The organism is Enterobacter cloacae complex sp. 370H10, from assembly GCF_050031535.1.
Classification (GTDB): domain Bacteria; phylum Pseudomonadota; class Gammaproteobacteria; order Enterobacterales; family Enterobacteriaceae; genus Enterobacter; species Enterobacter intestinihominis.
On record NZ_JBLGWG010000001.1, the window covers coordinates 1,151,183 to 1,171,366 of the forward strand.

The following is a 20,184-nucleotide window of genomic DNA, read 5'->3' on the forward strand; positions in this document are numbered from 1 at the left end:
TGAAGAAATGAGATGAGAGCGACCAGTGCCATAAGTGCGGCGATGAGCCAGTTCATGGGGTTTGAATGCATGGTTTACTCTCAAAAGAAAACCCGCTCAGTGGCGGGTTCTATTCAGGTGAGGCAGGGATGTAGCGAACGGTCTATTCGGGCATTAAAGCGAGGAAATCTTTTTTATAAAGTTCTTTCAATTCAGACATAACCTCGGCAGAGGCCATTTCATGGGTAAGCAAAGTTCTGCCCAGACGTTTCTCAGCATCCTGCTGAAAATCAGAAAAACTCCCGATCAATACCCCAGTGTAGCCAGTTAGGATGGTGCACTGCTGTTGTGTCAGTTTCATCTAATTCCTCCTTTATGATGTCGGTATTCTATCGCACTAAGTTTTCGCACCCAATAGCCAGCTCATAACTGGCTATCAGTTGCGTCAGGCAGCAGGGGTTGGGTATGGGAGCCACTCTTCGATTCGAACGTCTTCATGCTCAATGCCTTCGATCTGGAAAATCCACTGCCACTTTCCTGTGGGGCCGGAAACGCTCTGCCATTCAGCCCGCCAGGCAATAAGCACGCCCTCACCATTGAGATCGTTAACCAAAACCTGTTCATGTGTTTCTGGAAGACGTTCGGCGCATTTGATCCATGCCATATCGGTGCTGAGCAAAGGGGAAATTCGTGAGATAAGCGTTTTCTGCGCCTCCTCAATAGTCACCGGCTCGCCGGGGCTGCCAAAAATAGCAAAGAAGTCACTTATTTCTGACTCAATGAGTTGTTTCATTGTTGCCATAATTACTCCTCATGCCGCACGCTGGGCGCGCAGCGATTTAATGTGCTCACTCGTCTCCAGTTCGGCGCGTATCTGTGCCGCCTCACGGTGATCGAGGTGCTCAAAATCATTGTTAAAACGGTCTATTGAAGCGGTGTTGATCCGGCCCTGTCGCCAGTATCGGACTATCTGAGAAGTGCAGCTATGGATGATGACGGGCCAACCGTGCTGGTCAGCGTAAATCTGACCCCGTTGAATTAGCTGGAACATTTTGTTGTACCACCGGTATTGAAAGGTCAATACACCAGGAAATTAGTGAAACTTCATTTTCTGATTCCGGTTCACCGTAAACATAACTTTTAGTTCCAGGCCGTCCCTTCACCGGGTCAAACACTTCGATACCGCGGTCAGCCGTCAGGGAAACAAGGATCTGATGGAGGCCACCAGTAATATTGAGTGACGGGACAGTCAGGAAATAAATGAACCCGTAAAGAAGCTCACATTTACGCTGGCTCCCGTAAAAATACGGAATTTTGTAATAATCCAGCGCATCGTCGAGCCAGTCTGTTTTGTCGAAGAATGCCTTGTGCCAGCGCTCCACAACTTCATCGACTGGCTGGCCAGCAACCATCGCTATGCATGTCGCCATGCAGGTATTGAAGGTTGGTTGTTGTTGATGCTGCAACATTACTGCCCCCTCTGTTTATTCCTCAGTTCGATCTCTTCCTGGCAACTGGCGCACGTCTGGCAGCCGGGAACGGCAGCTCGCCGCGGCGCCGGGATGTCTTCCCCGCATTCCTCACAATGCTCAGCTGATAAGGCGTTGTGGTCGATGCGGTGAGCGGAAAGGGCAGCGTTACGCTGAAGCTCTTCAATCTCTGCTGCGGTATCGATGATATCGGCCATGGTCACTCCTTACCGAGGGCTTTGTGGATGGCCGCGCGGGCTTTGTTGATTACGCCGTACCATTCCGGGTACGTAACGTTTCGACCTTCTGCCATTGCCTTTTCGGTTAACTGTAACGCCTCCAGTAATTCCGGCGCGGCTGCTATAAGTCGCGCATCCTCTATTTCATTTCTCGTAGCTGCCTCAATGTACGTGTCGCCAATTGTCACGCCATGGAAAGTAGTCATCATTTCGTTCACGTTTCTAATCGTGTACTTCCATTCGCCTGGCGTACCCTTAAACTTTTGCATAATCATTGCTCCCGGAACTGTCGGTTAATTCGGTTGAAGGTGAACGCCAGCAATAAAAAGGGAGCCTTAAGCTCCCGGGTGATTAGTGCCTTCATGCTGCACCGCCTTCATTCTTCTCAGCTTCGACTGCCATCTGCTCAAGCCGTCGAGATAGCTCGGCGGCCAGCGCCTGGAATTCTTCTTCGGTCGCCACCGGGATCGGCACAAAGCGAATCCCGATGTGCGCCAGGTTATTGGCAATTTCGATGCTTTTCCTCAAATCAACGGGCGAGGCTCGGTTCATGCGGCGCGCTCCGCCATAATTTCGGCCTTCTGCTCATCGTTGAGCATGTCGTCTGAGACGATCGCCACTCGGTTGCTTGCGCTCCACGATACTGGAGCACTTTCTTTCAGCGCCTTATTGAGCACCTCAGCAGCATCACGCACAGCTTGCGGCAAGCAGTAATAGTCATCACCATCAGGCATTATCTCTTCGCAGTGCTGTTCCAGGTCGAACTCCGGCGGGTAGTTAGGTTCGCAGATCATTAACTGCAACTCGCTCGGCAGCAGGGAGTGCTCATAGCAATAGTCGGCCAGCGATTCAGCGTCGAAAAAGTACTGGTCATCATCAAAGATAACTAGCGGCTCTCCGGCCCATACCGCGCGTTCATAGGTGGCGAACTTCGCCTGGCGGCTTTCGCGGTGGCATTCTTCGCAATAGCCATTAGTGCTGTGAATCGGGTGCTCGTCAGGTTTGTTTTTACACTTGCGATGAGTAGCGCCGCACCAGCGCGCCTGGTGCTCGTCACCGCCCCAGAAACGACCTTGGCGGTCCACCCAGCCAGTCACAGTTTGGATGCTGGCCGCTTCATCGCTGTCCATCATCACGATTTTTTCAGTTTTCATATTCATTGTTCGGCTCCAAACCGCCCGTTAAGGCGGCCAGTTTTGACGACGAACTCCAGGAGGCTAACTCCCAGAGCTTCAATTTTCTTGTGATGCTTGTTGATGATGGGAGGCACCGTTTCGTTCCAGTTTGGCTTTGGCTTCTTGCGCATGGCCTGCTGGATTTCCTCAGTGCAGCGGCGGCAGGCGGTGCGGATGGCGTTTTCATTTGCTGGCGTCATGCGGCCTCCCGACGGGCGAGAAGTTTCGCCCCGAAAGCCATCAGCTCGTCCCGATCCACAGTTGCGAAGTGGCAGTGTGTTCGCGGGTACGGTCGCCAGATGATGAGCATCGACCCTTTATTGTTGCCGCTTACCGGCTTACCGGTGACCGGGTTGATAAATGCCAGCCGCCCGGCGGTGATGAAGCGAACTTCGCTGGCGGTCTGGATTGCCTCCTTGAACCAGCCAACCGATGTGTCTGCCGGAACCAGCATGACCGTGCCGATCTGATTGTTGCTCTCGGCGGTGGCCTTTTTAACGAACGGTGTGATGTCGCTGTATGGTGGGTTCAGCCAGGCGTAACCAGGAATGCTCAGGTAATCAGCCCAGGGCGTTTCCAGCGTGTTTTGCTCAGCGGTGATGAACTTCCGGCACAGCGCGTTATGCGGTGCGGCGGCGGCATCAAGCTGGAAGCAAAACTCAGCATCAAGGGAAGCGAAGAGGGCTGGCGGAGTGCGCCAGAGGTCGCGCTGATCCGATGGCGTGTTGCTGCCGGTGTAATCGGTCATATCAAACCTCGAATGCCAGTTGTGGTGTGAACCGATCACGTTCTGCGTCGTAATTCAGCGAACTTGCAGAGTTGAAGGCTTCAATGCGCTCTACCAGCACCGCAGCGCGTGTTTCTTTGCTTGCCGGCGCGTAGGCAGATTTATCCCACGCTTTGTCGATTCCGATATTGCGCGCCACGTTTGTGCTGTCAGCTGACGACAGCGGAATGTGGCGGAAGATATCGGCGTTCAGCATGCGCAGGCCGTGAAGCTTTGTTATCGGATAACCGTTTATGTCCACAACGTGACGGATGAGATCTCGTAACTTTGCCCGACATGAGCGCGGGCGCTTCGCGTCGTATTCACCCATGCTACCGATGCATACGCGCGGAAATTCCCGACACAGGCGGAAGAAACGTTCATCGGGCTCGTTCATGTGCCACACCGGCGCGCCGACTACACTGCCGTGCGGCCACTCGGCGATTAACGCGTCGTTCTCTTCACTGGTCCCGCCGATCACGTCAGGGATAACAGCAAAAGCAAAGCGAGGGTGATTCATCCAGCGACCTACAAATGCGTAGTAGTCATTCCAGTTAACAACGCGCTTTTTCGTCCAGAAGCTGAATGCGCCGTTATCCAGCGCGAATGACTGGGTGACTTCGCTGGCCAGGGCTAATTGGCCGGGATTAGCGAAGGAAATGAAAGCGTGCCTGCCTTTCCATGCCTTCAGGGCGCATGTGTCCGGAGTAATAGGGCCGCCGTGAAAATGAATCATGCCGCCTCCTGCCTTTCCCGATATTCCTCAGCGATCCGCTGCGCCTTTAATGGATTGCTGACCACTTCACCCCATGGCATTAGCCAGCCGTTACCAATGAAGGGAAGGCACACAGTGCCAACCCTGATGTCGTCGTGAGCGTGAGTCATAGGATGGACTCCATTTCGTCGATGTAGAGGCCCTGAGCAATCAGGCGGCGACGGCGTGCTGCACGTTCAATGCATTCCTGCCGTCTACCTTCCTGCGACTGCTCTATTGCGCGCCGGGTGAACAGCCGTGATTTGCCTTGCGGCGTTACAACCTTTGGCTTCGTGACCAAGTCGAAAGTCCGGTCGCAGATGCCGTCCTCGTTGATCCATTTTTCCGACTCAACGATCTGAGCTATCTGTCCGGAGCCGCGGGTAATGCCGTTGGCGACCCGGTTAAACTCAATGAGCGTTACGCCAAACTTCTCCGCGATTTCGCTACCGGTTACCGGGCGGCCGCGCGTCTGAATCATCCAGATAACGCGTTCACGGAGGCCGGAGAATTGCCCGGTTCGCCCGGGCCTGCGGTAAAAGGGTGTGCGTTTCATTTCCACTGCTCCCCGAACGTGAAGCCGATTTCCGCCAGCGCCTCGTCCATCTTCTCGATGAACTCCGGCACCATTTCGTTGAAATCGGTCATGTACTGTGGATCCCGCTCAACGACGACGTGGTGAATACCTTCGCGCTTCATGCGCGGGTCGTAGTTGGCAAAGAACCAGGCCTCTTTTCCCGTCACCCACATGCTGTACTGCACCTGGGCCATGTACGCAGACTTGATGGCTTCGAAACCGCCAAGGCGGAATTTCATGAAGTCGCGAGAGGTGAACGGGCATTTCAATTCGAGGCCGAAATCGTTACTGCAAAGGCCGTCAGGGGAGCACGCAGTGCGCATGCTCTCGTCACGGAACAGGATCGGAGACTCCGTGACTTTCACGTCGGTGGTGAACTCGAAGAGGGTGCGGGCGTCTTCTTCATACTGCTTGCCCCAGGCCAGCGCCTTGGCATTAACCTCTGGCGCGACGCCTGTGCATACCTCGGCAAGCAGCGTGTGGAAGTAGGACATTTTCATATCTGTCCACTTCTTCCCCGATCGTGGCTTGGATATGACGTTGTGCACTTCAGAGGCGGTGATAACGCCGAGGCGCAGCCGGTGCCACGCCTCGTCGCCTTGCTGGATAGTGGTTACGTCAATACCGGTCCGGGCAAGGATAATTTCTGGTGTCATGCTGCCGCCTTAGCCCTTTTCTGAAGGAAGCCAAACCCTTTCTGCGCCTCTTCTTCAGTGAGTTCTGACGCCTCAAGAATTTGCCGTTTGAAGATGTCGCTGCACAGTGGGAGGAAGTCTTTCTCCCAGTCTTTATCCAGGGCTGTTAAGAGATCGGTGATCGCCTGGAGCGTTTCTTCGCTTGCTGCTGGTGGAAGTGATTCTGTTGTGCTGCGGGGAGTGACGTCACGCATATCAACATCCAGTGATTTTCCTTCCATTTCTTCGGCGGTAGGCTGCTGTCCAATCTCAGGCCATGCCTTACGCAACGCCTGGGCTTCTGCGCATTTAGCCAGCTGGCCGTATGGGCGCTTTTTCCACATCGCGTTCGGCGCCGTGGTGTCGCGTCCGCCGGTGGCGTAGTTTTCAATCCAGTATTCTTTGGCGCTGAACTCGACGATCTCTCCGCTAGGCATGCGCTTGTAGACGGTGTATTTGCACCACTGAGGGAAGGTAACCTCGACACCAGAAAGCGTCTGTGTAGTGTCTGGCCCGAACTCAGGCTCGCGGGCCCCGGCATAATCGCCAGAACGGTCTGCCTGAATGCGGTAAAGGCCGATGCCCGGCATAACGACGTCGCGCCATTCGCCTTTACCTGTTTTCGAGTCTTTGACGTACATTGGAACGAGGTGAACCGGTTTAAGCAACGGATCCAGCTGGCGGGCGCGGCAGTAATCAAGCGCCATCATTACCGATTCGTCTTTGGCGCCAGGGTAGATGCTATTCTTCAGCGCGCTCCAGGTGGAGACGTCGACGCCTATCTCCTGAAGCGACGTCGCTGTGATTGTTAATTCGTTTGCCATCGTTAATCCCCTCAAAAATTAAAACGGGCAGCCGGTACGGTGTTCCCAGTCGTATTCCGCCTGGGCGTAAGCAACTGCCGAAATGAAATTGTTGTAGGCCTCGCCAGACTTATCGCTGCGAAGTCCTTCGTATGGGCTGGTGTCGATCGGGACCGTGAAGTGGAAGAGGCCGGACGGCTCTTTTGGCATCATGTCGATAATTTCCTGCGCCCGGTCGTCGATCCACTTTTCTTTCTCGTCGGTGAACTGTTGCTCTACCCAGCGCCGATCTTCGATGCGGTCGTAAGTGAGGTATGCGTTCATGGCTGAACTCCTGAAATTTGGATGTGCAGATCCCGCCCGCGTAATGCCAAGCCGATCGGTTGAATAGGGTGGTGGTATCAGTGAACCATCGGCTCGCCGCGTTCATTCAGCAGCACAACGACGGAATCACTTTTGATGATGGTTTTTTCGAAGATGTTGAAGGCGTACAGGCCTTTCTCAACGTTCGCAGAGGCGCGATAAGTTTTGCCGTGGTGTTGCAGCATAGTGCCCGGTAAAACCTCGCTACGCGGCACTGATGCGGTGCCGTAGTGCATTCCAATCATACCTTCACCTCAACCTGTTCCAGGAGGCCGGCAACGTGCATCTGCCAGCGGTTAAGCACCAGTTTTTCCCGCGGCGCCGATACCGACGTCAGCTGCCACTCGTTATCGTTGAGCTTTTTGGCGGTGTACTGCTTGCCGTTGTGGGTGACTGTCATCATTGCAGGACAACCTTATGCCCATGCTGGACAAGCTCACCCGCTTCCATGCCCACATTCAGCCAGAAGCTTAATGCCAGAAGAACGTCATCTTCGTTTTGGCAGTGGCAGGCATTAACAAATTCCTGAACCGTCTTAACTGCGAGTTTTGCCATTTCTGGCTCAGTCAGGCGTGATATTGGCTGTTCTTTGCTCATAAATCCTCTTGGCCTTGTCGCGGCGAACGGAACGGTTAATACAAGACTTCAACGCATTTATTCAGTGTTTCAATGGGCGGTGGATGGCCGCCGGTTGACATAACTCACGCTCACTCGTTGGAATGAGCTGAGGTATGGCCGATAAAAAACCCGCCGTAGCGGGTTAGTCAGAAATTCTTTCCTTGAGGATTAGCGACCAATCATCAGTAGCTCCGCCAAAGTAAGTGTCGATTTCCTCCACGTCATAATCAGCAGTTGAATCGGACAACACCCTCAAAAATAACTCCAGATGATCGCGGCGAATCTGGTACTGCTTAGCTTCAGCCAGCTTGTGAGGGCATAAGCGGTAAGCAGCAGTTTGGCTAGTTACCTTCGAGAGCCTACAGCAGTGCTTGTATTGCCGAATAAGGGCCGCAAGCGCCTTAGGTGATATTTGTGTATTGAATGTGTCATCTTCCCCGAAGTAACTGTTATCGCATTCACCAATCTTCATCCTCTTGCCCTCTGTCGTTACCCGCTGATGCGGTTATGTCTCATCGACGCATGGAAGTGCTTTCCAGTCGATATCGTTTTTTGCCGAATCCCACAGGCCTCTCTTTTTGTATTTTTCTGAGCATGGAATGCAGATGTTGTAAGGCCTGCCAACCATGTTTACAGATATTCTCTGCATCTCTTCAGATGCCAGAAAGTACCCACAGAATTGACACTTGTGCATACGTACTCTCCACTTAGTTACCCGCTGATGCGGGAGAAATGTTTTGGTGCTGGCTCCCCACTTTCAAGCAGCAGGGAAGGCCGTCGTCGCCTTGGTGAGCCATTACCTCACCAACTAGCTGATAACCATCTGCCAGCCCAAAACATTCCCTGTATTGGTCAGCGCCAACTCCCTGCCAGTGTTGCCCGTTCTCACGCCGTTCTCGCTCTCGCGCGGGGATACTCTCTCACCGACCGGATCGCACCCGGTGATACTGCACGTTTACGTGTAGGGGTCTTAACAGGTCATTGACGCTGTAAATCTGCATGTTGTTAAAAAGCAGGCGACTTGCTGTCCGCCGCTGGCTAACTTCGCTCAGCTGTCGATGTTTCGTTTCGATGGATTAAAGATAACCTTAGTTATGAGTGATGGCAATAACCTAATTTATAATTATCATCACATAAGTTATAATGCACTGATAACTAAATGAATTTATTTTTGTAAAAAATGTGGCGGGGGGGGGATTTCTGGCAATAAAAAACCCCGCAATGCGGGGCTTTCAATCAAGGTGGGGTTTAGAAATAACCACTGTCTTTGCAGACGGATAGCGTTGACAGGGTCTCGGCATCATCTCCGCCCATACCAATAAAGCCAGCGTGAGGTTTGCCATTGTTGATAAGCATGACCATGAAAGGAGTGTTTCCAGCATAGCCGCCATATGAGTTTTTGGAATTAACCAGGCCGCAGTAAGCGCCTTTCCCGTTGCTCACAAACTTAGAGTGCTTGAATCTGGCACTTTCTGGATCCTTCAATTGGTCTTTCACTGCTGCCTCAACAGCATTTATCTCCTGCTTCGTGAGAGACCTATATTTCCAGGCAGTTGCCGGTTTGTCGTTATCTGAATTGTTCGGCGATGGACTAACATCAATGCAGTTGGCCCATTGCTCAGTAATTCGAGCAATTCGGTCAGAGATAGCGAAATCAGTTTTAGAAAGGCTTGCCGCGAACACTTTTGTCTTGTCGTCAAGAAAAAGCATTCCATTTTTTTGTTCACTGATTATTGGTGAAATGATCACACCACCATTTGGACGTGTGGCTTTAAAGGATTTTCCATCAAATTCGACAGTGCCTTTTCCGCCAGGAATCATTGGAGCATTAGCTCCATTACTGATGTCCGACTTAGCGTAATCGCAGCTCAGGGTGCTAGAGCCGATTGCGTTCGTAGTTAAAGCCAGTAAAGATAATGCTATTAGTTCTAATTTCATCCCTTCCCTCTTGATTACCAGATAGTAGATGTCCAGAACATGCGACCAATAATCTCTACGCTCTCGATATCCGCTTCTTCATCAGGGTACTCTTCACTGTTGAAGCTGCGAATCACGATGCGGGTAGGACTCACACGATAAATGGATTTTAGCCTTTTCCATCCGTCCTGGCTTATTGCATAAACCTTGCCATCAACGATCTTTTTGTCGTTCGTGTTGATGGCGACCGTCGTCCCTTCCGGGATCATGGGCTCCATGCTATTTCCTGATGCCGGGAAGCACAGCACGCTGTCTTTCTGGGCTCCCACCTTACGAAGGGTAGACTTCGCAAAACGAAGTTTGAATCCGTTATAGTCATCTTCCAAGCAGGAACCATCACCACACGCAAGTTCTATGTCTTTCAGATATGGCACTTCGACCTCGTCATCTGGCAGATCTGTTTTGCTATCCCAAGCGTCAACTTTACCCCATTCCGATTCTGGTGGGATAGCGGAGTCCTTGCGTCCTTCGTCCTGCATTGAGCCTATGCCCGAACTGAGCCATTCCGGACGCACGTTCAATGCATGAGCAAGCTCAACCATCTTACGGCTGCCTGTGGTTTTGCCTGATGTCATTTTCTGAATTGCAGGTTGAGATATGCCGACTTTCTCAGCCAGCTGCCCTTGGGATATGCCTGCGGCTCTCATAGCCGCGTTAAGTCGATCTGCGAATGTTTTCATAGCGCCAATATATAACTCAGGTTATGCAGAGTAAAATAACAAAGGTTATGGACAATGGTCATAACTTGGGTTATCTTTTCATTAATCCAGTAATCGGATAGGTAAAATCCATGAACAAAGTTATTCAACGAGCTTTAGAAATCGTTGGCAGCCAGAAGCGACTCGCAGATATTTGCGGCGTTAGCCAGCCAGCGGTTCACAAGTGGCTTAACGGTGGTTCCGTATCTCCGGAAAAAGTAACAGCCATCGTAAACGCTACTGGTGGCGAGATTAAGGCACACGAAATTCGACCTGATCTTCCCGACCTGTTTCCACACCCAGAGAACCATGCCGCTTAACGGCGGCCCTAACCACGAAAGGGAAAGCAATGCATTCACTTGCGTATCAACAAGGTAACAAATTTTCGCCAACGGCGATGATTTACCAGAATCGCCGGGAACCTGATTCCAAGGCTTTAAACATCGATGGGATCCGCACAGCTGTTCGCGCCTGGGCAGCTGATTGCCGCAGCCGTGAATTTGTCGCCGCTCTGATTGTTGAAGAGTGGCGGGCTACCGGCGGCACCGGACTGGATATCCCGACTGACTCACACCGCCAGATGCAGAAAGTGTTTCGCTGGATCGATGGCGACACCGAATATGCCGCCAACAACATTCGGCAGCTGACACCGGCAATCATGGCCGTCCTGCCGCTGGAGTACCGCAACCGGCTGGCGCCGAAGAACGACACGATGTCGCTGATCGCCTCTGCGATGAAAGAGTGCGCCGAAGCTAAACAGGCCGTGCTCCTGGACGCTCCAGAGCATCAGAAGCTGAAAGAGGTAAGCGAGGGTATTGCGTCGCTGTTCCGCCTCATGCCGGAGCAGGCAGGACCGTTGATGACGATGGTTACATCGATGCTGGGGGTTATGTGATGGGAAGTATCAAAAATGGCGAAAGCCAGTCTGCGCAAACAGAACTGGCCTTCAGATGCAAATCGTGTGCACTCATTGCAGGAGGAATAATGGCAAAAAATCCACGCTATTACCATACCGCTGTACATAAAAACATAACCCGCGACCGCTTCATCCGCTCGGTTAATCCGATTGTGGCAGAGAAGATGCGCGCCATCCTGGAAGAGCTGAAACGTAAGGAGAGTGGCCGTGGGTAGCCTCGCAAAAGTAATACCTTTCAGACCGTCTGTAACGGTCGTGGAGCGTCAGGTGGCAGATATCGATGATGGGTATACCCGCATCGCTAACGAGCTGCTGGAAGCGGTTATGGCTGCTGATTTAACGGCTCGCCAGCTGAAGGTCGTTCTGGCGGTGATCCGCAAAACCTACGGGTTCGGGAAAAAGTTTGACCGCATTACCAATACCCAGATTTCGGCGATGACCGGTATTCACCATACGCATGTCTGCAAGGCCAAGAACGAGATGATTGCAATGAACATCATCGTTACCAATGGCATGGCGATCGGGGTGAATAAGGTGATTTCTGACTGGAATTTCAGCATTAGCCAAAATGGCAAATCATTAGCCGAAACAGCTAATGAAACATTAGCCAAGTCAGCTAATACCCATAAGCCAACTCAGCTAAACACAAAAGAAACTATTCAAAAGAAAGAAAGAAAAGATCCCCCTAAATCCCCCCAGGGGGAAAACTCACTCGCTCAGGAAGTGATGGATTACTTCAACGAGCTAACGGGTAGTCGTTGTGCTGCGCTGGCACCTTTTGAGAAAGCTCTCTCCACGGTGAAGAGCAAAGACCAGTGCTACACCGCTGAAGAGCTGAAGCTGGTTATCCGCTGGGCCCATGTGAACTGGGGTCACAGCTTCAAGCCAGAGAATCTGTGCCGTATGACCCGCTTTGATGGATACCTGTCAGACGCCCTGGTATGGGCAGATGGTCATGGAAGCAACCCGGCAGCCTGTCCGCATGAAGAGATCATCAAGCTCTGGAATGAAAAATTCCCTTCGAAGGCTGTGTCGCTGCATGAGTGGAACCGCCGCCGTCCGGCCTATCGAGACCTGGAAGCTGTGTGGAACGGCAAAACCACCCAGGGCAACTGGCGAGAACTGAAGCACATGGGAATGGCCTTCGAGCTGATTAGCAAGTCTTCCCTGTTCGGCACCAGAGGCGATCAGCCATGGCTGACTCTCGACTGGATACTTAATCCGAAGAACTGGGGATCTGTCTACGAGCAGGCCATCAACGAGCACCGTGAGCGCAAGGGAGTCAAAGCATGAGCCGTTTTATTGATTTATACGTTGAGCAGGCCGTCATCGGCGGGATCATGCTCGCAGCGGGCCGCACAGACGGCGTTGACATGGCGACTGACGCGATTGAGGGGCTGACTGAGGACCACTTCACAGCAACGCCTCACAAGGTGGCTCTGCGGTCCTACAAACGCCTCAACGAGTCCGGGGAGAAGATAGACCTGCTGACGTTGACCAGCGACCTTGAACGGCTTGGCGCGCTGGAAAGTGCCGGGGGATTCGCTTACCTGGCTGAATGCAGCAAAAATACACCGTCGTTCGCGAACCTTGCCTCGTACTGCGAAAAGTTGCGGGAAATGCATCTCGGCCGCCGGATGACCCTGGCGCTACAGGTAGGGATCCAGAAGCTGTCCGAACCATCCAGTGAGGGTATCGCTGACATCATCGGCAACATACAGGCGGATATCTCTGGCATCGAGCACAACACCGACTACGGCACCGAGCACATCACCACCGGGATCGACATGTCCCTCGAGACTATCCAGTCGATTATCAGCGGCGATATCTGGAAGCACAAAACCGAGCTTGGCATGGCAACCATCGACAGCGCATTCGGCGGGTTCAACAACACCGATTTCATCGTTGTCGGCGGGCGCCCTGGCATGGGGAAAACTATGTTCAGCACCACCGTGACCGAGACAGTCGGCCTGAAAAACAAAAAGCCGGTGCTGTTCTTCAGTCTCGAGATGCCAGTGGAACAAATATCTGAGCGAGTCGCGTTCCACCGGGCCCGGGTGAGCAAAGAGGATTTACTCAGCAAGCAGAGCGGCGTGATGGATGGTGCCTGGGGAAAGGTCGGCCACTGCATGAAGGATTTCATCGAAGCCCCGATCTATATCAACGACAAGCCATCCCTCAGCGTTCATCAGGTGCGAGCGGAAGCCAGGCGAATGAGCAAGAAACTGGGTGGACTTGGTGTGGTCATTGTCGATTACCTCCAGAAGATGCGCATGTCTGACCCTGAGAACATGAACCGCAGCGTAGGGGAGATCGCCACCGGCCTGAAGAACCTGGCGAAAGAGTTGCGTTGCCCGGTCATCGCACTGGCTCAGCTTAACCGTAAGGTAGAAGAACGTGCTAATAAGCGCCCGGTCGCAGCTGACCTCCGCGAGTCCGGTGTTATCGAGCAGGAAGCCGATGTGATTTTCATGATCTACCGGGATGAGAAATACAACCCGAACACAGAACTGAAAGGCATCACCGAAATCATCTGTGTGAAGTCCCGCCATGCGCCGGGGGCAGAAAAGACCTACCACTTCAGCAGCCGCTACTCAGGCCTGGACCCGGTAGATTTCACCTACAGCGGCCAGATGCAACAGGAGGCTGACTATGAGTGCTAAGACGATGAAAGGCAAACAGGCAATTCTGCGTTATCTCGAAACGCACAGGACCTTCACCGCGAAGGATGTGGCCACAGAGTGCGGCATGACCATCAACTGCATCACGAAGAACGCTCTCGATCTGGAAAAGTCTCGAAAAATTATCCGGGTGAGCAAGGTCTGGCGAACGGTGACTTATCGCCTGGCCACGCAGGAAGAGCAGGCCGGTACCGCACGCAGCTGCACCAACGGAATATTTCAGGAATGCCGCAACAGTCCGGCGATGAGAAGGGTATTGATGGTTTGGTGGAGGGAAGGGGTATGAAAATCGAAGATATCAAAAACGTTGCGGTGTTCTTCAATTTTAACGGTAAAACGGTGGCTTTGCGCATGGATCCTGAGCAGAAGCGAATCGTCGCATTAATGGCGCTTAACACGGCTGATGCCCGGGCAGAACTGATTGAGGTGCCGCACATGACTTTACCAGCAGACCCAGCCATGCAGGAGGCCGCCCAATGAGCAACATCAACAAACAGGAGCTGCGTGAAGCGGCGGAGAGAGCAGAATCCGATAGTTGGGGTTATGATCGCGATGAATTCAATGAGGCTCTAACCCCGTCCACCGTGCTGGCGCTGCTGGATGAGCTGGAAACCGCAGATGCGCTGAATAAACATTTGGAGTTAGCAATCCGAAAAGCTGAGGGTTGTAGCGAGGCGTTAAGGAGAAAACTAGAGGCCGCAGAGGAGCGCATTGCTGAACTTAGTGAATTACCCATGAAGTCTGATGTTGAAAAAAAACCTCAGAATACCTTGAGTGGCAGACCAGTTTACCTCGGCGATGGCAGTGACGCTAAGGAGACGCTGATTGCAGGTAAGCGTGATATTCATCGCTACGGGAGTTTGATAACAGATAAAGCCTGGAAAGGAGATTGATATGGCTCGTTTTATCGCAGTTATTCACGGGTGGTTCGTCGACAGCAAGGGTTTTGATGTGCATGAACTTAGCGCAACGGACAAGGAATCGGCCCACAACGAAGCGGTGCTGTTGAAGCATAAACGAGAAAGCACTTTCTGCTCATGTGCCTGCACTGTAGTTGAGATTGCTGACAACGAAAGATTGCCACGCAAGTTAACTCTACGCGAACGTCTGACAGGGAGGACTAACCCATGAGCACTATTACCAAAGAATGGCTGCAGCAGAAAATTGCCGACATGGAAGCCACGCGCGATGAAATCCCGTTCGGCCTGGACGAAGACGACAGCAACACGCTGGCGGCTCTGCGTATCGCGCTGGCATCGCTCGAAGCGGAGCCTGTGTGCGTCATAGACCAGTCCAATCTTGATTATCTCAAATCTGGCTCCGATGCAGACGTATGGCCAGCATCCAGAACAGAGATGGGTGATGTGCTTCTGTATCGCGCCGCCCCGCCAGCGCCGGTATCTGTGCCCGCTGCGATGGAAATGGATGATGACTTTGACAGCGCGTTTGAACACGGAAAAGCTGTCGGCTGGAACGCCTATCGAGCAGCCATGCTTCAGGGTGCCGAACAACAAAATCGACAACAAAATATTCCTGAAAATATTCCAGCCACACAGTTTAAGCCGGTAGCAGACCTGTACGGCTTAACCTCACCAACTGGCAGCGAAACATCATTCACTTTCGACGCTGTTGAAGCTCGTGATTTCATTGATGGCGGTTGGTCATGCCAGGAGTACGTGGAGCTTGAACGCTTTCAGGAAGCGATAACCAACCATACCGAGGATAAGCTCGCTATGGTTGACCATTCCGGTGACTCCAACAATATGGTTGAATCTGTAACGACGGCTTGCAAGTTGCGCGATGCGGTGGATGCCATTCGCAACTCCGGCATAGCAATTGACGGTGAGAAGATTCTGGCTGAGCGCGATGCTCTCAACTCTCCGGTGATTCCGGATGGTTGGGTGCTGGTGCCGATTGAGCCGACTTATCAGATGTGCGAGGCGATGGGTCTGCAATGGGAGAGCCCGCGATTTCCGGATCGCTATAAGGCGATGCTCGCCGCCGTTAAAAAATAGTCGTAATTTCTGCTAAAGTTTGGGCAATATAACCAGCATAGTAATTAGGGAGTCATTTATGCACGAACTATTTGTGCTGGTTTTGAGTACCTGTGCAAGCCTCAGCAATATGTCAGGTTGTTCTTTGGAAGTGGTGAACTTGAACATTGAAAAAGAACCGGTGAATGTTTTTTACAGCAGGAAAGACTGCGAAGAAAGCATGAAGAAAATCATGCTAGATCATGCCCAGTACTATGAAATATCAGGTAGAGAGCCATCAATGGCGAAGTGTGAAAAAATCTTTTTACCTAAGAATGTTAGTAAATAGTTAAAAAGCCAATGCGAATTTCATGAGGTTCAATAGGAGCTTGAAATGGAAGATTATCTGGTTTTTGGTTTAGGTCATGAAGGTGATATCCAGAACGATGAAGCGGGACTTGATAAAATAAACGTGGTAACAAAAGCGGTAATGCGTTCAACAAATTCCAGTGAGCCGGTAGCTTACCAAATGACCCAGTTCAAAGAATTTAATGTTGTCAGGCAGCAAGCGTATGATGGTGAATACTACAACATAGCATGTGATGTTTTACCATCTCGCGATCGTGTTGATGCTGCAATTCGCAAATATCACCCAAAGAAATCATCCACGGTTTAGTAACCTTTGATTTTCTGGAATCAAGCAGCCATAATCATGTCATCGGAGCCTGAACAACTCCGGTGACTTCTGCGCATTTAAGGGGACTTAAATGCGACCACAATCTGAACTCCTCACCTTGTCACAGATGCAGAAATGCACCTGCGATTTCCTGTATTCTGCGTTTGACCTCTTCGGAGGTGAAGCGTGGCTGTAAAATTCCTGCTGCGCGACCAGCGCATCCGCCAAAACCTCATCGATTACATCAATCAACAGCCGCTGAATGCTGAGTTTCCTCTCGTCGTTTCTTTCTCAGACCCTGACCGGACATTGCCACAAAACTCACTCTTCCACGCGTTATGTGGCGACGTGTCAAAGCAACTGCAATGGGCAGGGAAGCGCCGGAACCTCTCGGAATGGAAGGTTCTGTTTGTCTCCGGGCATGCGGTCGCAACTGGCAAACCCGGTGAAGTTGTGCCGGGTATTGAGGGAGAGTTCTGCGCCATCCGAGAAAGCACCTCGAAGATGGGCATTAAGCGCATGAACAGCCTGATTGAGTACACGCAGGCCTTTGCCGCAGGCAATGGCGTTCAGCTCCGCGAAGTGCGCTATTCGCTGGACTATTTCGGGAGGGTTGCATGAACAGCCCTATCGCACGCGTCATCTCAAACGAAATCTTCCGCGTTCCTGCGCGGCGCAAGCGTAAGGCCGAGGTTAAGCCTTCCGACATCCCGACACTGAAAGACTACACCGCCCGCCTGGTGGATCAGAAATGGCTGCGTCTCGCGGCACGGAGGAATCATGCGTAAACCATCCCGCCGTAAGTGCAAAGTATGCGGTGAATACTTCGTGCCGAAATTCCATGACATCCGGATCCGCTGGTGCTGTCCGGAGCACGGCGCAATCCTCGCGATGGAAGAACGTGAAAAGGAGAAGGTGAAAGCCGCGGCCAAGCGCATCAAGGAGCAGAAAGAGGCAGAGAAGGCCGGGCGCAAACGCCGCAAGGAACGCCTGGCAGAGCTACGGCCTGCCGGTTACTACAAGGCGCAGGCTCAGCAAGCATTCAACGCCTACATCCGCGCGCGTGATGCTGGTTTGCCATGCATCAGCTGCGGAGAGACCAATCCGCCTGATCTGCATGGCGGTCAGTGGGACTGCGGCCACTTCAAAACGGTCGGCGCTAACCCTGAATTGCGCTTTGAAGAGCGCAACGCCCATAAGCAGTGCAAATCCTGTAATGCCGGAGCCGGAAAGTACACCGCCAAGGAGGCGACAGTCGCGCAGCAATACGAAGCTGGCCTGGTTGCTCGTTACGGGCAGGATTACGTCGACTGGCTCAATGGCCCCCACGCAATGACCAACTACCGCCGGGAAGACTTCATCCGGATCCGGGATGAATACCGCGCCAAACTCAAAGAACTGAAACAGCGGGAGGCCGCATGAACCATACCGACTTCCTTCGTTACCAGGCAGAAAGCGTTAAGCGCGCCAGCATGCCGCCAGTAGCAAAGCACAGCCAGACCAAAACCAATCAGCCACATAAGGAAGCCGCATAATGAAACTGGAATTAACCAACGACCAGCATCAATGGGTAGACCAGTGGCTCCAGTTGTGGGGCGCATGGTGCCAGACCGGCAAGATTGATAAAGCGATGATCAACATGATTGCCAGATTCATGGCTACCGTCGAGCCCCAGCAAGCATCACGGCCGGTATGTAGTGATGATGACGGAATGCTCATTGATGCTGTCATTCGCCACTACCTGAAGAATGTGGATGAAAATGCCTGGCGGGTTATCTTCGCCTACTATGTCTGCAACTCCAGCGAGATCCGAATTGCATCATGGCAGCATGCAGTAAGTAAGCCTCGCCTTATGAAGACGCGTGGCGGAAATCAGTACAAACACCCAAGCATCTCGACAATCCGTAGAGAGGTGAAGCAAATCATCAATGCTTCATTGTTCTGTTTATACCAACCGCTTCAAAATGCGTTTAACGATCGCGAAAATGTGAGGAAAGTTGCAAATAAATCACACAACGTGCTTGCAATTTAATGAACAAATGAGCAAACTAATTCGTATATTTTGCCATTGTTGTGTGTAACATGAATAAATTCCAAGCCCCGCCATCGTGCGGGGCTTTTTCGTTTCAGGGCCGGAAGCTCATTTGGTATGAGCAGTCCCCTCATAAGGGAAGGGTAGACAGGTTCGAATCCTTCACGGCCCACCAAATTTGCCTGTAGCTCAGAGGAAAGAGCAGCCGCCTTCTAAGCGGTTGGTCGCTGGATCGAATCCAGCCAGGCGAGCCAAACCCAGCCAGGGTATTTACGGCCAGAGAGCCGACATTGCCTTACCCTCATCTTCCCGGCCTGTCGCCGGGTTTTTTATTCAGGCCGCAGACAATCAATTCCAGATGCCACGTAGCAATCGTGTCTGACGGCCTTTCCCCACTACACAAACAGCACCCCGTTCTTTCGGAGGTGATATGGCTAAACGTATGCAAGATAAAGAAAGCATTGCCGGAGTGTCATGGTTGATAGTCCTTGCTCTGTCATGCTGGGGCGGCCTGGTCCGATACCTTATTGACGTTAAGCAGAACAAAGCCACCTGGAGCTGGATCAACGCGCTGGCGCAAATTGCAGTGTCCGGCTTTACCGGTCTTATTGGTGGCCTGATCAGCGTTGAAAGTGGGCTGAGCCTTTACATGATTCTGGTTACGTCGGGCATTAGCGGGGCGATGGGCTCCGTGGCGCTGACGTACTTCTGGGAACGCCTGACGGGGATGAAGAATGCAAACAATTAACCCTCAGCGCAAAGCGTTTCTCGACATGCTGGCATGGTCAGAAGGCACTGACAACGGACGGCAGCCGACCCAAAACCACGGTTACGACGTAATTGTTGGCGGATCGCTGTTTACTGATTACTCCGATCACCCGCGCAAACTGATTACGCTGAATCCGAGACTTAAATCTACTGCTGCGGGGCGCTATCAACTACTGGCGCGTTACTGGGATGCATATCGCAAGCAGCTTGGGCTGAATGATTTCTCTCCAGCTAACCAGGACGCTGTTGCTCTCCAGCAGATTAAAGAGCGCGGGGCGCTACCTCTGATCGACCGTGGCGACATTCGCCAGGCTATCGATCGTTGCAGCAATATCTGGGCATCACTTCCCGGCGCTGGTTACGGTCAGTTCGAACATAAAGTTGATGCTCTGATTGCAAAGTTCAAGGCTGCCGGAGGCAAAGTTAACGAGCCTGCATCATGAACACGGCCATCATCTCGTTGTTGAAAAAACTTTGGCTTCCAGTTGTCATCCTGTTTGTATTTGCCGTGCTGTCGTGGAAGGTGAATCACTACCGCGACAATGCCATCACCTACAAATACCAGCGCGACAAGGCGACGGTCAGGGCAGACACATCGGAAGCGATCACCAACAACGTGATCACCACGATGAACCTTATCCGTGACATCTCACAGGCTACCCAGAATGCAAAGAACGAACTGGCCCATAAAGGCGAGACGCGCATTGTCTACATCAGGCAGGCACTTGAAGGCGATCCGTGTGCTAACCAGCTTGTTCCTTCTGCCGCTGCTGACAGCCTGCGGGAATACGCAGACAGTTTACGTTCCGGCCCCGGTGGTGCCGATAAGCGCTGACCTGACCGCAGACACACCGATCCCCGGAATGGTGGTTCCGTTCACGTGGCAGGCAAGTCTGGAGTTAAACGCTCAGCTCTATACGGCGCTGGGGCAGTGCAATCTGGATAAGGCGGCAATCCGCAAAATCGAATCCTCCCGACAAGGAAAGAATGCTCAACCCCAATAAGGCGGTGATCATCATCTTGCTGACGGGTAAGCCGTAAGTGGC

The 20,184-nt window shown here is 52.3% G+C and carries 43 protein-coding genes and 2 tRNA genes; 23 read left to right on the forward strand and 22 right to left on the reverse strand.

What is annotated here, in order from left to right; translation table 11 throughout:
• Positions 1–142: 142 nt before the first annotated feature.
• The 22 genes from ACQG2Q_RS05430 to ACQG2Q_RS05535 form a co-directional block, all read right to left on the reverse strand.
• Entirely contained in the window at positions 143–340 is a 198-nt protein-coding gene (locus ACQG2Q_RS05430) for a hypothetical protein (RefSeq protein ID WP_032104950.1), read from the reverse strand.
• Between the two features lie 84 nt (positions 341–424).
• Positions 425–781, reverse strand: a complete 357-nt coding sequence (locus ACQG2Q_RS05435; protein WP_096216911.1) for a DUF551 domain-containing protein — start codon at positions 779–781, stop codon at positions 425–427.
• 9 nt (positions 782–790) lie between these two features.
• The gene (locus ACQG2Q_RS05440) at positions 791–1,030 is read right to left on the reverse strand and encodes a DUF4222 domain-containing protein (protein ID WP_039025583.1); all 240 of its coding nucleotides are present in this window, start codon (positions 1,028–1,030) and stop codon (positions 791–793) included.
• Positions 993–1,448, reverse strand: coding sequence for a hypothetical protein (locus tag ACQG2Q_RS05445; protein WP_426759076.1), 456 nt, complete (start codon positions 1,446–1,448; stop codon positions 993–995). The genes ACQG2Q_RS05440 and ACQG2Q_RS05445 overlap by 38 nt, the downstream gene beginning before the upstream one ends.
• On the reverse strand, positions 1,448–1,666 hold the full coding sequence (locus ACQG2Q_RS05450) for a TraR/DksA family transcriptional regulator (RefSeq protein ID WP_426759077.1): 219 nt from the start codon (positions 1,664–1,666) through the stop codon (positions 1,448–1,450). Before ACQG2Q_RS05450 ends, ACQG2Q_RS05445 begins: the two co-directional genes overlap by 1 nt.
• A gap of 2 nt (positions 1,667–1,668) precedes the next feature.
• Positions 1,669–1,956 carry a hypothetical protein gene (locus ACQG2Q_RS05455; protein ID WP_426759078.1) on the reverse strand — a complete coding sequence of 96 codons (288 nt, stop codon included), beginning with the start codon at positions 1,954–1,956 and terminating at the stop codon, positions 1,669–1,671.
• Positions 1,957–2,047: 91 nt separating this feature from the next.
• Positions 2,048–2,239: a DUF1382 family protein gene (locus tag ACQG2Q_RS05460; RefSeq protein WP_426759079.1), complete on the reverse strand. Its 192-nt coding sequence runs from the start codon at positions 2,237–2,239 to the stop codon at positions 2,048–2,050.
• Positions 2,236–2,847: a hypothetical protein gene (locus tag ACQG2Q_RS05465; protein WP_121909541.1), complete on the reverse strand. Its 612-nt coding sequence runs from the start codon at positions 2,845–2,847 to the stop codon at positions 2,236–2,238. The genes ACQG2Q_RS05460 and ACQG2Q_RS05465 overlap by 4 nt, the downstream gene beginning before the upstream one ends.
• The gene (locus ACQG2Q_RS05470) at positions 2,844–3,062 is read right to left on the reverse strand and encodes a hypothetical protein (RefSeq protein ID WP_032103519.1); all 219 of its coding nucleotides are present in this window, start codon (positions 3,060–3,062) and stop codon (positions 2,844–2,846) included. The genes ACQG2Q_RS05465 and ACQG2Q_RS05470 overlap by 4 nt, the downstream gene beginning before the upstream one ends.
• Positions 3,059–3,610 (reverse strand): phage N-6-adenine-methyltransferase, encoded by a 552-nt coding sequence (locus tag ACQG2Q_RS05475; RefSeq protein WP_426759080.1) that lies wholly within the window; start codon positions 3,608–3,610, stop codon positions 3,059–3,061. Before ACQG2Q_RS05475 ends, ACQG2Q_RS05470 begins: the two co-directional genes overlap by 4 nt.
• Before the next feature lies 1 nt (position 3,611).
• Entirely contained in the window at positions 3,612–4,364 is a 753-nt protein-coding gene (locus ACQG2Q_RS05480) for a hypothetical protein (RefSeq protein ID WP_096216702.1), read from the reverse strand.
• Positions 4,361–4,513, reverse strand: a complete 153-nt coding sequence (locus tag ACQG2Q_RS05485; RefSeq protein WP_078309391.1) for a DUF1317 family protein — start codon at positions 4,511–4,513, stop codon at positions 4,361–4,363. The genes ACQG2Q_RS05480 and ACQG2Q_RS05485 overlap by 4 nt, the downstream gene beginning before the upstream one ends.
• Positions 4,510–4,938 (reverse strand): regulator, encoded by a 429-nt coding sequence (locus ACQG2Q_RS05490; protein WP_096216701.1) that lies wholly within the window; start codon positions 4,936–4,938, stop codon positions 4,510–4,512. Before ACQG2Q_RS05490 ends, ACQG2Q_RS05485 begins: the two co-directional genes overlap by 4 nt.
• A complete protein-coding gene (locus ACQG2Q_RS05495; RefSeq protein ID WP_096216700.1) occupies positions 4,935–5,615 on the reverse strand; it encodes a lambda exonuclease family protein in 681 nt (226 codons plus the stop codon). The genes ACQG2Q_RS05490 and ACQG2Q_RS05495 overlap by 4 nt, the downstream gene beginning before the upstream one ends.
• Entirely contained in the window at positions 5,612–6,457 is an 846-nt protein-coding gene (gene bet / locus ACQG2Q_RS05500; protein ID WP_426759081.1) for a phage recombination protein Bet, read from the reverse strand. The genes ACQG2Q_RS05495 and bet overlap by 4 nt, the downstream gene beginning before the upstream one ends.
• Before the next feature lie 18 nt (positions 6,458–6,475).
• On the reverse strand, positions 6,476–6,760 hold the full coding sequence (gamL, locus tag ACQG2Q_RS05505) for a host nuclease inhibitor GamL (protein ID WP_426759082.1): 285 nt from the start codon (positions 6,758–6,760) through the stop codon (positions 6,476–6,478).
• A gap of 77 nt (positions 6,761–6,837) precedes the next feature.
• Complete coding sequence (locus tag ACQG2Q_RS05510) at positions 6,838–7,044, reverse strand: cell division protein FtsZ (RefSeq protein WP_001752704.1); 207 nt, start codon at positions 7,042–7,044, stop codon at positions 6,838–6,840.
• Positions 7,041–7,202, reverse strand: coding sequence for a hypothetical protein (locus ACQG2Q_RS05515; RefSeq protein ID WP_426759283.1), 162 nt, complete (start codon positions 7,200–7,202; stop codon positions 7,041–7,043). Before ACQG2Q_RS05515 ends, ACQG2Q_RS05510 begins: the two co-directional genes overlap by 4 nt.
• Positions 7,199–7,396 (reverse strand): hypothetical protein, encoded by a 198-nt coding sequence (locus ACQG2Q_RS05520; protein WP_025760144.1) that lies wholly within the window; start codon positions 7,394–7,396, stop codon positions 7,199–7,201. Before ACQG2Q_RS05520 ends, ACQG2Q_RS05515 begins: the two co-directional genes overlap by 4 nt.
• 163 nt (positions 7,397–7,559) lie before the next feature.
• A complete protein-coding gene (locus tag ACQG2Q_RS05525; RefSeq protein ID WP_047721767.1) occupies positions 7,560–7,889 on the reverse strand; it encodes a hypothetical protein in 330 nt (109 codons plus the stop codon).
• Positions 7,890–8,665: 776 nt separating this feature from the next.
• On the reverse strand, positions 8,666–9,355 hold the full coding sequence (locus ACQG2Q_RS05530) for a hypothetical protein (RefSeq protein ID WP_016245456.1): 690 nt from the start codon (positions 9,353–9,355) through the stop codon (positions 8,666–8,668).
• 14 nt (positions 9,356–9,369) lie between these two features.
• Complete coding sequence (locus ACQG2Q_RS05535; RefSeq protein WP_024191556.1) at positions 9,370–10,074, reverse strand: XRE family transcriptional regulator; 705 nt, start codon at positions 10,072–10,074, stop codon at positions 9,370–9,372.
• 110 nt (positions 10,075–10,184) lie between these two features.
• Here ACQG2Q_RS05535 and ACQG2Q_RS05540 point away from each other — a divergent pair, with 110 nt between their 5' ends.
• The 23 genes from ACQG2Q_RS05540 to lysC all read left to right on the forward strand — a co-directional run bounded on the left by ACQG2Q_RS05540 (position 10,185) and on the right by lysC (position 20,142).
• Positions 10,185–10,412 (forward strand): transcriptional regulator, encoded by a 228-nt coding sequence (locus ACQG2Q_RS05540; RefSeq protein ID WP_016042179.1) that lies wholly within the window; start codon positions 10,185–10,187, stop codon positions 10,410–10,412.
• A 29-nt stretch (positions 10,413–10,441) separates the two neighbouring features.
• Positions 10,442–10,987: a toxin YdaT family protein gene (locus ACQG2Q_RS05545; RefSeq protein WP_032667074.1), complete on the forward strand. Its 546-nt coding sequence runs from the start codon at positions 10,442–10,444 to the stop codon at positions 10,985–10,987.
• Between the two features lie 89 nt (positions 10,988–11,076).
• The gene (locus ACQG2Q_RS05550; protein WP_015571544.1) at positions 11,077–11,223 is read left to right on the forward strand and encodes a hypothetical protein; all 147 of its coding nucleotides are present in this window, start codon (positions 11,077–11,079) and stop codon (positions 11,221–11,223) included.
• Between the two features lie 52 nt (positions 11,224–11,275).
• Positions 11,276–12,301, forward strand: a complete 1,026-nt coding sequence (locus ACQG2Q_RS05555) for a replication protein (protein ID WP_262161852.1) — start codon at positions 11,276–11,278, stop codon at positions 12,299–12,301.
• Complete coding sequence (locus ACQG2Q_RS05560; protein WP_032180561.1) at positions 12,298–13,671, forward strand: replicative DNA helicase; 1,374 nt, start codon at positions 12,298–12,300, stop codon at positions 13,669–13,671. Before ACQG2Q_RS05555 ends, ACQG2Q_RS05560 begins: the two co-directional genes overlap by 4 nt.
• A 4-nt stretch (positions 13,672–13,675) precedes the next feature.
• Entirely contained in the window at positions 13,676–13,975 is a 300-nt protein-coding gene (locus tag ACQG2Q_RS05565; RefSeq protein ID WP_058689302.1) for a hypothetical protein, read from the forward strand.
• Positions 13,972–14,169 carry a hypothetical protein gene (locus ACQG2Q_RS05570; protein ID WP_001514170.1) on the forward strand — a complete coding sequence of 66 codons (198 nt, stop codon included), beginning with the start codon at positions 13,972–13,974 and terminating at the stop codon, positions 14,167–14,169. Before ACQG2Q_RS05565 ends, ACQG2Q_RS05570 begins: the two co-directional genes overlap by 4 nt.
• Positions 14,166–14,582, forward strand: a complete 417-nt coding sequence (locus ACQG2Q_RS05575; RefSeq protein WP_426759083.1) for an ead/Ea22-like family protein — start codon at positions 14,166–14,168, stop codon at positions 14,580–14,582. Before ACQG2Q_RS05570 ends, ACQG2Q_RS05575 begins: the two co-directional genes overlap by 4 nt.
• A gap of 1 nt (position 14,583) precedes the next feature.
• Positions 14,584–14,820 (forward strand): hypothetical protein, encoded by a 237-nt coding sequence (locus ACQG2Q_RS05580; RefSeq protein ID WP_048702392.1) that lies wholly within the window; start codon positions 14,584–14,586, stop codon positions 14,818–14,820.
• The gene (locus tag ACQG2Q_RS05585; protein ID WP_426759084.1) at positions 14,817–15,704 is read left to right on the forward strand and encodes a hypothetical protein; all 888 of its coding nucleotides are present in this window, start codon (positions 14,817–14,819) and stop codon (positions 15,702–15,704) included. Before ACQG2Q_RS05580 ends, ACQG2Q_RS05585 begins: the two co-directional genes overlap by 4 nt.
• A gap of 58 nt (positions 15,705–15,762) precedes the next feature.
• The gene (locus ACQG2Q_RS05590; protein WP_226883150.1) at positions 15,763–16,011 is read left to right on the forward strand and encodes a hypothetical protein; all 249 of its coding nucleotides are present in this window, start codon (positions 15,763–15,765) and stop codon (positions 16,009–16,011) included.
• Between the two features lie 45 nt (positions 16,012–16,056).
• Positions 16,057–16,338, forward strand: coding sequence for a hypothetical protein (locus tag ACQG2Q_RS05595; RefSeq protein WP_063619183.1), 282 nt, complete (start codon positions 16,057–16,059; stop codon positions 16,336–16,338).
• Between the two features lie 91 nt (positions 16,339–16,429).
• Positions 16,430–16,534: a hypothetical protein gene (locus ACQG2Q_RS05600; protein WP_226883151.1), complete on the forward strand. Its 105-nt coding sequence runs from the start codon at positions 16,430–16,432 to the stop codon at positions 16,532–16,534.
• On the forward strand, positions 16,525–16,959 hold the full coding sequence (locus ACQG2Q_RS05605) for a recombination protein NinB (protein ID WP_048962418.1): 435 nt from the start codon (positions 16,525–16,527) through the stop codon (positions 16,957–16,959). Before ACQG2Q_RS05600 ends, ACQG2Q_RS05605 begins: the two co-directional genes overlap by 10 nt.
• Positions 16,956–17,126 (forward strand): NinE family protein, encoded by a 171-nt coding sequence (locus tag ACQG2Q_RS05610; protein ID WP_063938397.1) that lies wholly within the window; start codon positions 16,956–16,958, stop codon positions 17,124–17,126. The genes ACQG2Q_RS05605 and ACQG2Q_RS05610 overlap by 4 nt, the downstream gene beginning before the upstream one ends.
• Positions 17,119–17,760 (forward strand): recombination protein NinG, encoded by a 642-nt coding sequence (locus ACQG2Q_RS05615; protein ID WP_096216939.1) that lies wholly within the window; start codon positions 17,119–17,121, stop codon positions 17,758–17,760. The genes ACQG2Q_RS05610 and ACQG2Q_RS05615 overlap by 8 nt, the downstream gene beginning before the upstream one ends.
• A gap of 112 nt (positions 17,761–17,872) precedes the next feature.
• A complete protein-coding gene (locus ACQG2Q_RS05620) occupies positions 17,873–18,370 on the forward strand; it encodes an antiterminator Q family protein (protein WP_016042193.1) in 498 nt (165 codons plus the stop codon).
• A gap of 97 nt (positions 18,371–18,467) precedes the next feature.
• Positions 18,468–18,545: transfer RNA gene (locus ACQG2Q_RS05625), tRNA-Met, on the forward strand.
• Positions 18,546–18,548: 3 nt separating this feature from the next.
• A tRNA-Arg gene (locus ACQG2Q_RS05630) sits at positions 18,549–18,624 on the forward strand.
• A 188-nt stretch (positions 18,625–18,812) separates the two neighbouring features.
• A complete protein-coding gene (locus ACQG2Q_RS05635; protein WP_026080593.1) occupies positions 18,813–19,118 on the forward strand; it encodes a phage holin family protein in 306 nt (101 codons plus the stop codon).
• Positions 19,105–19,581: a glycoside hydrolase family 24 protein gene (locus ACQG2Q_RS05640; RefSeq protein WP_045348743.1), complete on the forward strand. Its 477-nt coding sequence runs from the start codon at positions 19,105–19,107 to the stop codon at positions 19,579–19,581. The genes ACQG2Q_RS05635 and ACQG2Q_RS05640 overlap by 14 nt, the downstream gene beginning before the upstream one ends.
• A complete protein-coding gene (locus tag ACQG2Q_RS05645) occupies positions 19,578–19,973 on the forward strand; it encodes a DUF2570 domain-containing protein (RefSeq protein ID WP_096216937.1) in 396 nt (131 codons plus the stop codon). Before ACQG2Q_RS05640 ends, ACQG2Q_RS05645 begins: the two co-directional genes overlap by 4 nt.
• Positions 19,957–20,142 (forward strand): Rz1-like lysis system protein LysC, encoded by a 186-nt coding sequence (lysC, locus tag ACQG2Q_RS05650; RefSeq protein ID WP_047345882.1) that lies wholly within the window; start codon positions 19,957–19,959, stop codon positions 20,140–20,142. Before ACQG2Q_RS05645 ends, lysC begins: the two co-directional genes overlap by 17 nt.
• Positions 20,143–20,184 lie beyond the last annotated feature (42 nt).